Source organism: Xenorhabdus littoralis (assembly GCF_033949345.1).
GTDB lineage: Bacteria > Pseudomonadota > Gammaproteobacteria > Enterobacterales > Enterobacteriaceae > Xenorhabdus > Xenorhabdus littoralis.
In genome coordinates, this window is record NZ_VCDP01000129.1 from 1 (window position 1) to 16,340 (window position 16,340).

Sequence of the window (16,340 nt, forward strand, 5' to 3'; positions counted from 1 at the left end):
ACAGTTTGGTATATTTTGTCCAGTTTATAACCTCAAGAAAGGCATCAATAAGAACGGTATATGTCAATTAATATAAGTTTAGGCAGTAACTTATTATTATTTGCAGATTTATCTTATTTATAATGCTAAAAGTTTTTAAAAATCAAGTAATTAAAGTAAATAAAATCTCGTAATGTAAAAGTTGGGATAAGATCGGTTATCTCTCATACAAGGAGAGCAGAAAGCCTGTGCAGAAAGGCTGTTTAGTCCACGGTAGCAAAGCAGCCGGAAAATGCAGGAATAGCGAAAAAACAGAGAAAAGTAATTCGTATCATGGAAGAACATACCTTGCTGAGGTGAAGGACTATTTTTTTACAAAACGTTAATAAAAAAGGTCATGTCATTAAAAAACAAGGCGCATGTCGGAAAACAAAATGGCGTATCAGATGTAACAATAGGCATACCGGGAACGGTCGTGAATCCGTCAAGGCAGGCTCTATTTTACGAGTAAATGGCGGGGTGAAAATCCAACAGTTTTCAAGCCCCAGACAATTATCCTTGATGACGCCATAACTTACTGATTAAAAATAAAGGATAAGATATGGAAGAAGCGAATCTATTAGTCGGACAACGTATTCAGAACAAAAGGAAAGAGTTGGGTATCACGGCAACAGCATTGGCGAAAAAAATTGGTATCAGCCAGCAACAACTTTCACGTTATGAAAGAGGAACAAACCGAATTAACATAACTCATCTTGTTGGTATTTCAAAATTATTAGATACCCATATTGCTTGGTTTTTTGAAGATTGTTTTAAAAGCGAAAAAGAGGACAACACCGTCAATAAACTCACCGATCAATTTATTCCCATTGCTGAAACAATTATTGGAAAAAACGGTTGTTGAATGGGTCAAGACAAACTCGTCAGAAGCCTGTTGTAAAGTCGGTTCTATTCATTAAATTTAAGGCTTCTGACTCTTGTTGAATCATATCTTTAAATAATTCATATCGTTATCGAGTATGTTCCACAATTCCAATCACATCGACAACAAATCTCTGGATAGCCACTAATTCTTCCTCTGAGTAATTTTCCAGTATTTTCATCCACCTTTTTTCTGCTTGCTGATGTAATTTTTCATGCACAGCAAAAATCTGTTTTCCTTCAACAGTCAGGCTGAAATAGATTTCTTTCTGGTTATCCACCATTTTCAGCTTTTCAAGGATTGAACGCTGGAGAAGTTTCGCACAAATTTTCGAAATAGCGCCCTTAGTCATTTTCATCGCTTGGCTAATGGCAGTGATATTCAGTAATCCCGATGCACCAATACACTGAATAACATGTAATTCAGACAGTGAGTAATCACTGATTCCATACTTGCGGAGTGTTTCTTCATCATACCCTTGTTTAACACTGGCTCTTAAGTGTATCAGGTGGTTGATGGCGGCAAGGATTTCACGTTGGCAAGCTGTACTGTTAATCATTCACGACTCTTCCTATAACAACCTTCATCTTTCAAAAAGCTTTTCCAAAGAAACTATTTTCGCCATCATAACAAAAGAGATGAAAAAAGATCTTTACAAAATCCAGCAATTCATTAATCTCCATTTTGTTTCCACGGAAACTAAATGGAGATTAATGATGAATAAACTGACTTCAGTTCACAATGTAAAAGTGATCTTCTATCTGGTGTGCTTCAGTGCCTTACTCGGCTCTCTTGCACAAAATATCTATACTCCCGTTATTCCTACGATTAAAGAGTTATTCAATACCTCTCTGCCTTTAGTCAATCTAACCATCTCAGCATTCACATTTGTTTTGGCCGTTATGCAAATTGTGTATGGGCCACTGGCTGACAAAAAGGGCCGCAAAGCCGTTCTGCTACCTGCACTTGCTGTCTCTGTTATCGGTTCTATCGGATGTGCCATGACTTCCGATATTTACTGGCTGATTTTCTTTCGGGTTATTCAAGCTATCGGAATTGCAGCAATTCCGGTGATCGCGGCAACCATTATTGGCGATCTGTATGAAGGGCAAGATCGTGCAAAAGCCATCAGTACTTATCAGATGTTATTAACTCTTGCTCCTGCTTCCGGGCCATTACTCGGCGGTTATTTGGCTGAATCAAATGGATATGTTGCGATTTTCCAGTTTATCGCCATTATTGGCGGGTTACTGTTCATCGGAAACTTATTTTGGTTACCAGAAACCAAACCTGAACAATCAGAAAATACACAAAAGATATCCTCTCACTTTCGCCAAATTTTATCAGACCGCATTGCACAATCCGTTTTCTGCATTAGTTTTATGCTGTTCTATTGTTACTTCTGTTTTCTGACTTTTTTACCCATCATCTTGAATAGTGAATATAATTTCAGCCCTGCTGATATTGGTTGGATGTATATTCCCATGTCATTGGCAATGATTATCGGTAGTTACAGTTATCGTTTAGTCAATCATCGATTCTCACCCAAAAATGGATTGATTCTCAGTAGCTTGCTAAATCTGAGTTTAATCCTGCTATTTTCCGGAACATATTATTTAGGTATTCCCACGTTGATTGCAGTCACGGCTTTATATGGCTTTACTCTGGGGCTGTCGACTCCCACACACGCCACCCTGCTGTTAACAAAGTTTGTGGAAGAGCGGGCGACTGTCATCGGACTTTATAATTTCATCAGATATATCGGTATGGCGACTGGCCCGATGGTGAGCAGTTTCTTACTATTCAATAATCACTATGGATGGATATTTTTAGTGGGTGCTTTGTTATTCGCTGTATCTATTGGTTTTACTGCCATCATGGCCCGGCAATACAATAAGCGATGAAAGCGCCTCTAATGAAGCGCTCGACAATTAGGTTTCCAAAATAATTAGTTTCCAAAACAATCAAGTTCCAAGAAGACAATCAGTCGCCCGCATTGGGTGAGGGTTTACGGCGTTTTTGCTAACGTCAATTGATAGGACAAATCAAATATAAGGTAATTAACTAACCTTTATTGATTTCCTTCAATATATCAAATCAACAAATATCCGATAACAAGAAATGTGCTGAATCTGAAAAAGTTCAATTGATTAATAAATCATCAACGTGTAATTCTAATATGATCGTAATTAAAAAATATTCATACATTTATTCTTAACTAACAAATTAACAATAAAGAATAATATTATTTAATATTCTTATTTTCTTTAAATAAAGAAAGTTTTTTATTATGTAATATGTCTTTCTAATTATTTTTTGTGTTTGGTCCTTAATAGTTATCAATAAAAATAACCCATTGTTTTTAAGGTTTATTTTATTCATTGCAGCATTTAATATTACAAAAATTGAGTTAAAAATAATTTTTCATTAAAAAAATCAATGATTTTATATTGATCGCATTAATTTTATTTGTTACTTTTCCAGTGCCTAGATTATTTTTAATACTTATAAGACGAGTGATTTTATTAAGTAATCTTATATAATACCACTGTAACAAGGAGCTGAAAATTGAGTACTGAGTTTTGTTTTGTTAAACACAGCCAAGATAAAAACATTAGTAAATTAATTAATACATTCAATGCAGAAGAATTATCAACAGGAACTATTTTCTTCCGAAATAGCTCCAATATATCTAAAACCAAGAATGACCAATATACAGCATTTTTAATTGGTGATATCTATAACATCTCTATTTTGAGATCTACTTTAGGGAAAATAGAAGGAAATGTTTGGGCATTAAATGTTGCAGAAGTACTTTTACTAATGCGAGAAAGATTAGGAAACTCTTCTCTTTCTTTGGTGGAAGGTGATTTTTGCTTATTTATTGAGGATAAAAAAGGTAAGATAGAGATAATAACAGAGTCCCGAGGTCTAAATTTAGTAAACTTGGTGAAGACTGATAAGATTTGGATTACAAATAGTTTAAAAATTGTTGGTAGTGTTGAGCATGAAAATGCTTTTGATTTCCGTTCTGAAGAAGAAGTTATTAGAGATGTTCTCAAACCCGATGACTTCTCACCAATAAAAAATGTATTAAGGTTAAAGCCAGGAACAATAAATACACTAAATTTTGACGAGCAAAATTATCCTTACATAGAAAGTAAAAAATTCACCTCACCAGTAGAAAATAATGTCTTAAAAATAAAAGAAAGCCTTATTCTTGAAATAATTGATATGGATTTGAGGTATTCGATTTCTAGACTAGCCAGCAATAATGAGTCTATAGGGATTCCACTATCCGGTGGGTTAGATTCAAGCCTGGTGACTGCTTTAGCATGTCAATATTTCAAGAAGGTGAAGACATGGTCTATAGGTACAGAGTTAAGTAATGAGTTTGAGTTTTCTCAAATTGTTTCTGATTCACTGGGGACTGAGCATGAAGTTAAAATTCTGAGCGAAGATGAAATCATTTCAGGTGTAGTGAAAGCTATTTATCACAATGAGATCTTTGATGGATTATCTTCAGAGATTCAATCAGGATTGTTCAGCGTTTATGAATTAGCAAAAGGAAAGGTAAATTCGTTAATAACGGGGTACGGTTCTGATCTGTTGTTTGGTGGCATACTAGATCCATTAAAGTCTTATAATAATCCAAATGAAATATTGTCTGAGCAACTCTACCGCACTAAATGGACAGGTGAATTTTCTACTCATGGTGCTCGAAGTTACGGATTAAATGTATATCACCCATTTTGGAATAACAATCTTATATCGTTATGCCATAATTTAGATCCAACCTTTAAAATTAGAGATAATGAAGTGAAGAATATTTTGCGTAAGTACGCAGATAACTTAAACGTTCTTCCTAAAGAAATTGTCTGGCGAAAGAAAATAGGCATTCATGAAGGTTCATCTGTTAATAAATCTTTTGCAAAAATAATAGGAACAAAAGTAAATAACTATCAAGAAAAAACAAGGTTTAGTTATGCTATCTACAGAAAATTTTTAACCGGCAGATTAACACTTGAAGAAGCTAACCCAGCTAAGTTACGTGAGATTATAAAGGGAAATTAAGCATGATTATAGAGAGGGATTTTGGTTCAGTCAGAGTCTTGATTCTGAATCATGAAAACAGACACAATCCATTCAATGAAAAGCTAGAGGATGTCACTAAGGATGCACTCAATAAAGCTGATTTAGATACTAATATTAAAGCTATCGTTGTTTATGGTGGTAAAAATCGCTCCTTCTCTTCAGGAGGTGATTTCAATGAAGTCAAGAAATTAACGGGAGAAAATGTAGAAAATTGGATAGATCGAGTTATTGATCTATATAGTGCTGTGTTAAACGTAAAGAAACCAACAATAGCGGCAGTGGATGGTTATGCTATAGGAATGGGATTTCAATTTGCTATGATGTTTGACCAGAGGATTATGTCGAATGAAGCTCACTTTGTAATGCCTGAGCTAAAACATGGTATCGGTTGTTCTGTTGGTGCAGCTATTCTCAGCTTCACACATGGTTATAACCTAATGAAGAAAATTGTATTCGAGTGCGAAGAACTCTCATCTGAATTATGTCTTGAGTACAGTATAGTAAATCAAGTAACAGATAAAGAAATGCTTTTAGAGAAAGCAATAGAGCGAGCCAACTTACTTGCAACGTATCCAGAAACTTCATATTCAAACACAAAGAAATTCATGAATAATAGGTTTATTGAAGCATTGGAAAAATGCAGGCAAGAATCGAAACTAGTCCATAAAAATTCGTTTGGTGCCAGAGATGCACAAAAGCACTTCAAAAATGTACTTGGTGAAAAATATTAATCGAGGGAATTATATGAATAATAATTTACAATGGTCACCAATAATGGAATCTGGTTTTGGTGCCAAAATTAATGCTGATGACTTTCTTAAAACAGACACTGAAGTAATCAAAAACCTTCTTATGCGCCAAGGTTTTGTCATAGTCAATAAACTTAAAATTGATGCTAATGAATTCCGTGATATATACAGTAAATATGGAACAATAGTTGAATATGCGGATGAGAAGATCGATGTTGGTTTTGGTTATCGTGACACACTGAAGCTTGAAGGAGAAAAAGGGAAGATTGTTACTGGACGAGGGCAACTACCATTTCATGCCGATGGTGGGTTATTGTTGTCTCAAGTAGACCAAGTTTTTTTATACGCAGTAGAAATAAAAAATATGAAATTTCGTGGTGCAACTACTGTCTGTGACCATGTTCTCGCGTGCAAGGAGATGCCTGACCATTTATTGAAGGTACTAGAGAATGAAACCTTTGAAGTCAAGGTATTAGAATATGGATATTATGTAGATGTTTCTCCTGCTGGATGGTTTAAAGTTCCTGTATTTACTGATCTTGGATGGGTAAGAAAAATGCTGATATATTTCCCATTTGATGAAGATCAGCCCGCTAGTTGGGAACCCAGGATTGTTGGATTTACAACAGAGGAAACAAAGAGGTTCTTCATAGAACTTACTACATTTATGAAAAATCCTCGTTACTATTATAAACACTATTGGGAAGATGGGGATTTAATTATAATGGATAACAGAAGAGTTATTCATGAAAGGGAAGAGTTTAACGACGACAATATTATTCGTCGCCTTTACCGCGGGCAAACTGCAGATATCTAATATCATTAATAAAAAGCCGGGCATTAGCTCGGCTAATATTAAAAATGGAGAGTTTATTGAAAAGTCAAGAAAAAATATCATTGTATTCAAGATACAGCATTCTAACACTTTCCCTTAAATTCATTGTAACATTATTACTTACAAATAAATTCACAAAGAATATATCTTTATGGTTAATTAATTTCACCATTAATAGGAAAATAAAGTTTTTCACAAAATTTTTAAATAGCGTATATTTTGGCGGTGAGACTCTAAATGAAGCTAAGGCGATTGTCAATTTTTTAGGTGAAAATAATATTTACAGTGTATTAGATTACGCAATAGAAGGAGAAGATAATGAACAATTTTTTGATGATGCAGTAGAGTCAACACTAAAATTAATTAACTTTGCAAGTAATGAAAAAAAGATACCTTACGTTGTTATTAAACCATCGTCATTAGGAGCCATTCATATTTATGAGGAAAAAACAAAAAGCAGGACGTTTTTAGAAAAAAACTCAACCGATTGGGATCGAATATTAGCTCGCTATGAGAAAATATTCTCTTATGCGAATAAGAAGTCTGTTCGCATAATGATTGATGCAGAACAATCTTGGATACAATCCGCAGTTGATAAAATTGCAATAAATAGCATGATTAACTATAATAAAAAATGGCCAATTATAACATTAACCATACAATGTTATAAAAAGGAATCTCTTAGCCTTTTAAAAAATCTCCATGCTATTGCAATTGATAACAAAATTAAAGTAGGAGTAAAACTTGTGAGAGGTGCATATTTAGAAGAAGAGACCATAAATCATGAAAGATCAATTGGCTCTTTTTTTTCAAAAAAAGAAGAAACAGATTATAACTATAATGTTGCAGTAAAATACATTTCAGAGAATATCAGTTTTTTTTCTCCTTTCTTCGCCACTCACAATGAGGTAAGCATATCAAACATATTGAACGAAGATATATTAAAACATACAACATTTTGGTTTGGACAATTATACGGTATTGGGGATCATATTTCATCTAATTTGGTAAACAATGGTGCTAAAGTATGTAAATATTTACCATATGGGCCATTTAATAAATCATTACCATATTTGTTAAGAAGAATAAATGAAAATGCTGTATCTATAGATACGTTTATGAGAGAGAATGCAATCATAAGAAAAGAGATAATATCAAGAATTAGAAGGAGTATTAAGTGAAAGATAATGTTTTTAAATTAAAAATGGGTGAGAATACATTTGATATCGAGTCAAATGAAACAATTTTACAATGCGCATACAAAAACAATATTAAATTAAAATACCATTGTGCTGCTGGGCATTGTGGTAAATGTAAAGTAAAAATTATTTCTGGGGAGGTTCATCTTGATCACTCTGGAGGAATATCTCGGGAAGATATTTCGTTAGGGTATACTCTGGCATGCTGTTCCTTCCCTAAAGGAAATATTGAAATTTTATGAGGGTAATATGCGATACATGATTTTATTTTTATATTTTATTATGTCTTTTGAGGCATATTCAAGTAATGATATTAGTGAAAGTTTTGTTGAAGGTGGAAATTTTTATGTTGGTACTGTTTTTGGAAATCAAGACTACATATCACATTCAAATGTGGAGTTAAATTCTTTTTATATTATGAAAAATGAAGTCACTTATTCTCTATATCAAGAAGTATATGAATGGGCAATGTTGAATGGTTATGAGTTTCATGATGGCTGCAATGGCGCCACTTATGAAGACTGCCTTCCTCCTGAACAGGATGAAGGTAAACATCCGGTGACAAATATTGAGTGGTTGGATACTGTCATTTTCGCCAATGCGTTGAGTGAAAAATCAAACTTAACCCCTGTATATTTACAAAAGGATGATCACCCCATCCGAAAAAATGCTAAAAATATAGATATACGCATAAATAAACAGGCTAATGGATATCGCTTACCTACCCTAAATGAATGGCATGTTGCTGCACGAGGCGGAAAACCGGCATTAAAGTCTGGTCAATATGGATACCGTCATTCCGGTAGTGATAACGCCAAAAAGGTTGCATGGTATCCTGAATTTAATGTTAATAATTTTGGAACAGAAATTGTTGGTAAACTATCGCCCAATGCTTTAGGGCTATATGACATGAGTGGTAATGTCTCTGAATGGGTTTATGATAGTTATAATTTAGACAAAGTTAAGATGTATTATTTCTGTGGGGGAAGTTATCTTTCTCATTCAACTACTTTGGCAAGTTGTGATAACCATAGCGCAGGATTTTTTATGCCCGACATCGGATTTAGATTAGCCAGGAGCCACCCAATTGAAAATTAAGATAATTTTTATGTTATTTGTTTTTTTATCATTTGACATTTTTGCGCATGGTAGTTCTAAGGTTGTGCTTAAGGATGGAATGAATTTTATAGATTTGAATGGTGATGGCATAAAAGACGCCATTTTTCATGCTGAATTTGATAATAATACCTCTCACCCTAGCAATACGTTAACCATTTTCATCAAAAATAAAAATGGGAGTTATAATATTGTTCCTATTCCACATGATGTCGGTTTTACTTGGTTTGATTTCCGATTGTCGGCATCGTCTATAAAAATAACTGATTATGAATTACGTAAAGAAAATGGATATTATTATATGGTTATCGCCCATAAAATACATAATAAATTAACAGACGATAATATTTTTGATGAGTTACCTGTTAAATTTAGCAGGTATGATATAAAGACTAATCATGAAATACCTGGTGTTTCCGCTTTTTACTGGGATTATACCAATTCTTATACTACTAAAAATAAATATAAAAGTGTCGATGATGCTTTTATAGAATTTAACTTGGAGGGAAAATTGTGAGAATTGTTATTTTTGTTTTATCATTCTTTTTATCTGGTTTTTGCTATGCTATTAATGAGTATGAATATATGGATAAAATACAAAAGGTTCTTGATAATCAACCTCCTTTATGTCTAGATGAGACTCAGTGGCCTGTTTCAATTAATAATGGAGATTCTGTATGGATTAATGCAAAAATGGAATCTCTTGTTGATGCTGGATTAGTAGAACCCAAAATGAAAGAACATAAGAAAATATGGTCTTTAACCCCTCTTGGCTCAAAAGAATTTAAAAGGAATGGTGATCTCTGTTATGGCAGAATCATAGTGAAAAATATTGATAGCATTACCTATATAAACGAAAAAAAAGGATTTGTTATTTTTAGTTATTATATAAAGTCATTGCCTGAATGGGCTAAAAACAAATCAGTCAGAGTTGCATATTCTTATTTGGATAATATTGTTACGGGAATTAATGTAGCAAAATATCAAGTTGAATTTGAAAGACTGAGTTCAGGTGTTATAAAAATAACGGGGGAACCAAGCCAACTTGATTTACTTTATTAAATTGATTTTTATGATCTTGGATGAGGCATACGCCAAACCGCTGCAATGTTACGCGCTGTTACCCGCAGGTTATCTGCACCATTGGCAAGGGCATCAGAAAGGGAACAAGCGCCGGGGACAATGGAAAATACCGCATCCAGTCCATGTGGATGGACAACATGGTAGTCCCGACTCATTCCCCCCACTAAGGCGATGGTCGGAATACCGAATTTCTTGGCAACACGGGCAACGCCAATGGGTGTTTTACCATGTATGGTTTGGCTATCTATACGACCTTCCCCCGTAATGACCAGATCGGCCCCCTGAACAATCTCTTCCAGTTTCAAGACATCAATAACAATTTCAATGCCTGGCTGTAATTTCGCACCCAGACATCCCAGCAAGGATGCCCCCATCCCTCCAGCCGCTCCGGCTCCGGCCTCATTGATTACATTTTTGCCTGTCAGGGCTTCAATCTTCATTCCATAATGATGCAATGCAGAATCCAGTACTTTAACCATCTCCGCCGTCGCTCCTTTTTGTGGGCCAAAAACCGCTGATGCGCCAAATTCACCACACAGTGGGTTATTCACATCACAAGCCACGGTGAGATCAATCTGACTAAGTCGGGGATCAAGAGTCGTTAAGTTGATGCTTTCTAATCGCGTTAAGGCTGTTCCGCCAAATGGCAGGATACGACCATCTCCATCCGATAGTTCCGCACCAAGTGCCTGCATCATGCCAGCACCACCATCATTGGTCGCGCTACCTCCGATGCCCAAAATCATTTTCTGCGCGCCGTGCTCTAATGCAGCCAGAATGAGCTCACCTGTTCCATAGCTCGTCGTTATCAAAGGATTGCGTTGTTCTATTGGCACTAAATGCAAACCAGAAGCGGCAGACATCTCAATTACTGCTGTTTTTCCATCCCCCAATAGGCCGAAAAATGCCTCAACCGGCTGCCCCAAAGGGTCAGTGACTGTACATGAGACGCGTTTTCCTCCCGTTGCAGCAACCAACGAATCCACTGTCCCTTCTCCTCCATCAGCCATCGGTAATTTGATGTAATCCGCCTGTGGGAAGATCTCTTGAAATCCCTGTTCTATCGCCTGTGACACTTGCAAGGCACTCAGACTTTCTTTAAATGAATCTGGGGCAATCACAATTTTCATAACGGGTTCCTCTGCTCTTCAGTGCATCTTCTCCGGCATCTTTTCCAGTATCTTTTCCGGTATATTTTCCGGTATAGCTAGCCGGCAAAACCGAATACGCCAAAGATTAAAGTTGAGACGACGGCAATCGTGAAACCAATCAATGTTTCGTAAGGCAATAGCTTCAAACGTTCATGTACCTGCATATGCACACTGCCTCCCGTCGCATGGAAGAAACTGCCATGCGGCAGATGGTCGAGAACAATGGCACCCGCATGAACCATCGCAGCCCCCGCCAAGGCACTGATACCTAAATCGAGCAATGTCGGGGCAAATACCGCTGATGCCACCGCAGTACCGGCTGTTGTTGATGCCGTAGTCATTGACATCAAAGCTCCCGAAATCGGTGCCAACAGGTATGGAGGTAAACCAGAGGTCGTAATTCCCTCAATCAGTACATTTTTAAGTTCGGAGTTAGCAATAATGCCAGCAAGTGTCCCCGTCCCCAATAACATAATGGCGACAGGTGACATACGACTCAAACCAGAAATGATAAATTTGTTCGATTGACGCCAGTGCCCCATGATAATCGCACCAGCAAGTCCTCCCACCGGTAATGCAATCAAGGGATCAATAGTGATATTGGCAATCGGGCGCAATGCCAGCAGTAAAATAGCAATAATAGGCGCGGAAATCGCTGCCATAAAGGAGGGAAGTGTTGCCTGTTGTGTGAGTGTCAGCTCTTCATGCTTGACTTTATATCCACGATTTATCAGGCGATTAGAAAGATAGTAAGCCATCACTAACCCAAGCAAGCCGGGAATGATTCCTGCGACCATTAAAGATGTCAGCGGAACATGGAACCCTTCTGATGCTGCAATGGTATTCGGATTAGGCGACATAACGTTTCCCGCTTTACCTCCGCCAATCATCGCAAGCAAAACTGCCATTTTTGATAAATCGGCACGATGGGCAATTGCCAGAGCAATCGGAGCAACGGTAATCACGGCGACATCAATAAACACGCCCACCGCTGTCAGCAACATAGTCGCCAGCGCCAAGGCCAGTAATGCACGCTTTTCTCCTGACTTACTCACGATAGTTTCTGCTATGGTGTTTGCTGCTCCAGATTCTATCAATACTCCTGCCAATACACCTGCCGCCAGTATGCGTAAGACGGCATTTGTCATACCCTGAGCACCCGTGACCATCAGGTTTACGGTCTGAACTAAATCAGCACCGCCAATCAGGCCCCCCATCAGTGCCCCGATCATCATGCCATAGACCGGAGGTACTTTACGCAATATCAGCACAATCGCGACAATCAGAGCAATAATGGCACCCAAAGCAGAAACTGTTGTCATTTTATACTGTCCCCATTTTACCCATTTGATAAAACTGACACCGGAATAACACTGAACTCTGGCACTAAAAATCGATCTGGGCCATTTTTCACATATAAAAAAAGCGATAAATGAATTATCGCTTTTTATTATTAAGAGTATGTGTATTTACGCTTCAATAGCCAGTCGCAATTTTTTCATTGCATTTTTTTCCAGCTGTCGAACACGCTCAGCGGATACACCGTATTTATCCGCCAGTTCCTGCAAGGTGGTTTTGTTGTCATCATCCAACCAACGGGCGCGAATGATGTCTTGGCTACGCTCATCCAGTCCTTCCATCGCGACAGAAAGTTTATCCGCAGCGTGGTTTTCCCAGTTATCTTCTTCAATGACATCAGCAAAGTCAGAAGCCTTGTCTTGCAAATACAGCACCGGAGCCACGGGCTGGCTATCATGATTGTCATCATCAGATGACATATCAAATGCCATATCCTGCGCTGACATACGGGATTCCATCTCTCGGACGTCTTTACTGGTCACACCCAATTCTTTGGCGACCAGCTCGACTTCATCCTGATTGAACCATCCCAGACGTTGTTTAGCTTTACGCAAATTAAAGAACAGCTTGCGCTGGGCTTTTGTCGTTGCGACTTTCACAATACGCCAATTACGCAATACGTATTCGTGGATTTCTGCCTTAATCCAGTGAACAGCAAAAGAAACCAGACGTACGCCTACTTCTGGATTAAACCGACGAACCGCTTTCATCAGGCCGATATTGCCTTCCTGAATTAAATCTGCCTGTGGCAGACCATAACCAGCATAACTGCGAGCAACATGAACAACGAAGCGCAGGTGAGAAAGAATCAGCTTTTTCGCTGCATCCAGATCTCCCTGGTAATGCAGCCTTTCTGCCAGTTCCTTCTCTTCCTCTGCGGAGAGCATAGGATAAGCATTGGAGGCACGAATGTATCCTTCCAAACTACCTTGTGGAACTAATGCCAAAGTTTGCATTTCTTTTGTCATTCAAATTCTCTCAAAATCAGATTCAATTGATGCCTGTTTAAGTTTAGCCGAATACACGAAATAAAGACGATTTATTCAAGCCAAAGATATGGCCATTTTACCATCGTAGAAATCATATTCAAATCGTCTAAATTGTATGAATACCGATACTAATCTGTAACGATGATTTCGACCGTGATTTAGCCCAAAAGTTCACCTGATAACCAGAAAATTCCTTTATTCGGGCCTAAAACGACGTAAGTGCTGGATTGTCGCAAACCACGCTGCAATCCAACCAATCATACCTGAAATAAGGACCAACAATAGTGCTTCATCCCATCCCAGTCCATGCAGTTGGAAGCTTGTTCCGAAGACACTCGCCACTTCCGTGACTACATTGGCAAGTTTCCACACCAGCAAGGAAGAGAGGATCAGGGAAAAAATCGCCCCCAAGATCCCCAGCAAAGCTCCGCCATTAAGGAAAGGACGCAAAATAAAGCCATCTGTTGCTCCAATCAGCTTCATGACGTTAATCGTCTCACGACGGCTAAAGATGCTCAGGCGGACGCTATTACCAATGACTAAAAGCAACGCAACCACCATCAGGATGCCTATCACGGCAGCAATCCGGCCAATGAGCGACGTCAATGCTGCCAGACGGGCAAACCAGCTATCATCCATCCTGACTTCTTCAATGCCTTTAATTTGAGCGACTTGATCACGCAGTGTTGACAATGCTTGGGAACTTTGGAAATCCAGTTTGGGGGAAACAATGGCAACCGCCGGCAGTGGATTTTCTTCCAGTAAATCCAGAGCACTGGCAAATCCCGACCAGGCACGAAATTCGTTTACGGCGTCTTCACGAGAGAGATAGTTCACCGATTTCACGCCATCCATCACTTTTAGCTGCTCAATCACCAGCTTGGCACTATTATCATTCAATGACTTATCCAGATAAACCGTGAGCTGTGGAATGGGATACCATTGTACTACAGCCTGATTAACGTTTTTCCAAACGATGTAAAACACGCTCGGTAAAGTCAGGGAAATGGCAATCACCATAATGGTCAGCAGCGTCGCCAGCGGCTGGCGAAACATATCAGACAAGGTACTTTTCCACGCATAACGCCACTGTGCGCGCCATCCGCCTTTCAGGGATTTTGATTTGATGGATTTGGAAGACTGTGTTTTTTTCGCCGAATGACGGACATTCTTAACCATGATGCCCCCCTTGCATACGCCCCTGATTCAGGGTCAGGATGCGGTAATTTCTTCGTTCAATAAGGGCAGTATCATGAGTTGCCATAAGCACTGTCACACCAACCCGATTAAATTCTTCAAACAGGCGCATGATCCCCTCAGATAACTCACCATCCAGATTTCCCGTCGGTTCATCCGCAAGCAAAACCGTTGGCTTGTTCACCACAGCGCGGGCGATACCAACGCGCTGCTGTTCTCCACCAGAAAGCTGAATGGGGAAATTTTTCGCTTTGTCCAGCAATCCAACCTTATCCAGTGCCGCAGACACGCGTCGGCGAATGTCCTCAGCACTCGCTCCTGAGATAATCAGCGGCATGGCAACGTTTTCGTATACAGTACGATCCAGCAGCAGGTGATGATCCTGAAAAATCATGCCGATCTGACGACGCAGGAAAGGGATCTCCCGGGATTTTAACCGGCTGATATCATGACCAGCAAACCAGATATGGCCTGCGCTGGGACGTTCTATGCCACAGATAAGTTTCAAAAGTGTACTTTTACCGGCCCCTGAATGACCGGTTAAAAATGCCATTTCTCCTGGGAGTAGATGAAAATCCACCCCTTGCAGCGCCTGCCGCCCTCCCAGATAGGCTTTACTGACCTGTTCAAAGCGAATCATTAATCGTTAATCCTCTCGGGCAAAAAGAGCCTCAATAAAGTCGTCTGCCTTGAATGGACGGAGATCTTCAATGCCTTCCCCTACGCCAATGTAGCGGATTGGGATTTCAAATTGGTCGGCAATCGCAAAAATAACACCGCCTTTTGCAGTACCATCCAGTTTAGTCAGTGAAATACCCGTCAATCCCACAGCTTCATGGAATAGTTTAGCCTGACTTACTGCGTTTTGACCTGTGCCGGCATCCAATGTCAGCATAATTTCATGTGGTGCATCTTCGTCCAGTTTTTTCATCACCCGAACGATTTTCTTCAATTCTTCCATCAGGTGGGCTTTGTTCTGCAAACGCCCTGCGGTATCCGCAATCAGAACATCAACACCTTTGGCCTTGGCTGATTGAATGGCATCAAAAATCACGGAAGCGGGATCGGCTCCTGTGTGTTGAGCAACGACCGGAATTTTGTTGCGTTCACCCCAGACCTGTAACTGCTCCACCGCAGCCGCACGGAAAGTATCCCCTGCCGCCAACATGACGGATTTGCCCTGAGACTGGTACTGACGCGCTAATTTACCAATGGTGGTCGTTTTGCCGACGCCGTTCACACCCACCATCAGGATGACATAAGGCATTTTGCCTTCAATCTCCAGAGGCTTCTCAACTTTTGCCAGAATGTCCGACATCTCTTCTTTCAGTTTAGAATAAAGAGCTTCTGCATCTTTCAATTCTTTTCGGCTGGCGTGAGTTGTCAAACTAGTGATGACCTTACGGGTAGTTTCGACCCCTACGTCCGCAATCAGTAGGTGTTCTTCCAGCTCTTCAAACAGATCGTCATCAATTTTCTTGCCACGGAATAATCCCAGAAAGCCAGTGCCAAAATTTTGACGAGTTTTAACCAGACTACGTTTCAAACGAGCAAAGAAACCTTCTTTGGTTGGACGCTCCTGCTCTTTAGATAATGTGGCTTCTTCCGCTAAACGCTGCTGTTCTGCTTCTTCTGCTGCTTCACGACGGGCGGCTTCTTCCGCTAA

17 protein-coding genes are annotated in these 16,340 nt (G+C 39.0%); 10 read left to right on the forward strand and 7 right to left on the reverse strand.

Annotation, left to right across the window (positions count from 1 at the left end):
- Positions 1-580 precede the first annotated feature (580 nt).
- Positions 581-883, forward strand: a complete 303-nt coding sequence (locus tag FE394_RS18345) for a helix-turn-helix domain-containing protein (protein ID WP_319927776.1) — start codon at positions 581-583, stop codon at positions 881-883.
- A gap of 106 nt (positions 884-989) precedes the next feature.
- On the opposite strand, the gene FE394_RS18350 is transcribed toward FE394_RS18345, so the two are convergent.
- Entirely contained in the window at positions 990-1,460 is a 471-nt protein-coding gene (locus FE394_RS18350; protein WP_319927777.1) for a MarR family transcriptional regulator, read from the reverse strand.
- A gap of 154 nt (positions 1,461-1,614) precedes the next feature.
- On the opposite strand from FE394_RS18350, the gene FE394_RS18355 reads away from it, so the two are divergent.
- The 9 genes from FE394_RS18355 to FE394_RS18395 all read left to right on the forward strand — a co-directional run bounded on the left by FE394_RS18355 (position 1,615) and on the right by FE394_RS18395 (position 9,957).
- Positions 1,615-2,805, forward strand: coding sequence for an MFS transporter (locus tag FE394_RS18355; protein WP_319927778.1), 1,191 nt, complete (start codon positions 1,615-1,617; stop codon positions 2,803-2,805).
- A 664-nt stretch (positions 2,806-3,469) separates the two neighbouring features.
- Positions 3,470-4,975 carry an asparagine synthetase B family protein gene (locus FE394_RS18360; protein WP_319927779.1) on the forward strand — a complete coding sequence of 502 codons (1,506 nt, stop codon included), beginning with the start codon at positions 3,470-3,472 and terminating at the stop codon, positions 4,973-4,975.
- 2 nt (positions 4,976-4,977) lie between these two features.
- Positions 4,978-5,727 carry an enoyl-CoA hydratase/isomerase family protein gene (locus tag FE394_RS18365; RefSeq protein ID WP_319927780.1) on the forward strand — a complete coding sequence of 250 codons (750 nt, stop codon included), beginning with the start codon at positions 4,978-4,980 and terminating at the stop codon, positions 5,725-5,727.
- A gap of 13 nt (positions 5,728-5,740) precedes the next feature.
- Positions 5,741-6,562 carry a TauD/TfdA dioxygenase family protein gene (locus FE394_RS18370; RefSeq protein ID WP_319927781.1) on the forward strand — a complete coding sequence of 274 codons (822 nt, stop codon included), beginning with the start codon at positions 5,741-5,743 and terminating at the stop codon, positions 6,560-6,562.
- Between the two features lie 56 nt (positions 6,563-6,618).
- Positions 6,619-7,761 (forward strand): proline dehydrogenase family protein, encoded by a 1,143-nt coding sequence (locus FE394_RS18375; RefSeq protein WP_319927782.1) that lies wholly within the window; start codon positions 6,619-6,621, stop codon positions 7,759-7,761.
- Complete coding sequence (locus tag FE394_RS18380; protein WP_319927783.1) at positions 7,758-8,021, forward strand: 2Fe-2S iron-sulfur cluster-binding protein; 264 nt, start codon at positions 7,758-7,760, stop codon at positions 8,019-8,021. The genes FE394_RS18375 and FE394_RS18380 overlap by 4 nt, the downstream gene beginning before the upstream one ends.
- Positions 8,022-8,028: 7 nt before the next feature.
- Positions 8,029-8,877 carry an SUMF1/EgtB/PvdO family nonheme iron enzyme gene (locus tag FE394_RS18385; protein WP_319927784.1) on the forward strand — a complete coding sequence of 283 codons (849 nt, stop codon included), beginning with the start codon at positions 8,029-8,031 and terminating at the stop codon, positions 8,875-8,877.
- Positions 8,867-9,412 carry a carbapenem self-resistance protein CarG family protein gene (locus FE394_RS18390; protein WP_319927785.1) on the forward strand — a complete coding sequence of 182 codons (546 nt, stop codon included), beginning with the start codon at positions 8,867-8,869 and terminating at the stop codon, positions 9,410-9,412. The genes FE394_RS18385 and FE394_RS18390 overlap by 11 nt, the downstream gene beginning before the upstream one ends.
- A complete protein-coding gene (locus FE394_RS18395; protein WP_319927786.1) occupies positions 9,409-9,957 on the forward strand; it encodes a CpmK protein in 549 nt (182 codons plus the stop codon). Before FE394_RS18390 ends, FE394_RS18395 begins: the two co-directional genes overlap by 4 nt.
- 8 nt (positions 9,958-9,965) lie before the next feature.
- Here the strand turns inward: FE394_RS18395 and FE394_RS18400 are convergent, their stop codons facing one another.
- The 6 genes from FE394_RS18400 to ftsY all read right to left on the reverse strand — a co-directional run.
- Positions 9,966-11,108, reverse strand: coding sequence for a glycerate kinase (locus FE394_RS18400; RefSeq protein ID WP_319927787.1), 1,143 nt, complete (start codon positions 11,106-11,108; stop codon positions 9,966-9,968).
- A 77-nt stretch (positions 11,109-11,185) separates the two neighbouring features.
- On the reverse strand, positions 11,186-12,451 hold the full coding sequence (locus FE394_RS18405; protein ID WP_319927788.1) for a GntP family permease: 1,266 nt from the start codon (positions 12,449-12,451) through the stop codon (positions 11,186-11,188).
- 147 nt (positions 12,452-12,598) lie between these two features.
- Positions 12,599-13,456 (reverse strand): RNA polymerase sigma factor RpoH, encoded by an 858-nt coding sequence (gene rpoH, locus FE394_RS18410; protein WP_319927789.1) that lies wholly within the window; start codon positions 13,454-13,456, stop codon positions 12,599-12,601.
- 216 nt (positions 13,457-13,672) lie between these two features.
- Positions 13,673-14,656, reverse strand: a complete 984-nt coding sequence (ftsX, locus tag FE394_RS18415; RefSeq protein ID WP_319927790.1) for a permease-like cell division protein FtsX — start codon at positions 14,654-14,656, stop codon at positions 13,673-13,675.
- Positions 14,649-15,314, reverse strand: coding sequence for a cell division ATP-binding protein FtsE (ftsE, locus tag FE394_RS18420; RefSeq protein WP_319927791.1), 666 nt, complete (start codon positions 15,312-15,314; stop codon positions 14,649-14,651). The genes ftsX and ftsE overlap by 8 nt, the downstream gene beginning before the upstream one ends.
- Positions 15,315-15,320: 6 nt before the next feature.
- On the reverse strand, positions 15,321-16,340 hold a 1,020-nt coding region (ftsY, locus tag FE394_RS18425; protein ID WP_319927792.1), incomplete at its 5' end, for a signal recognition particle-docking protein FtsY.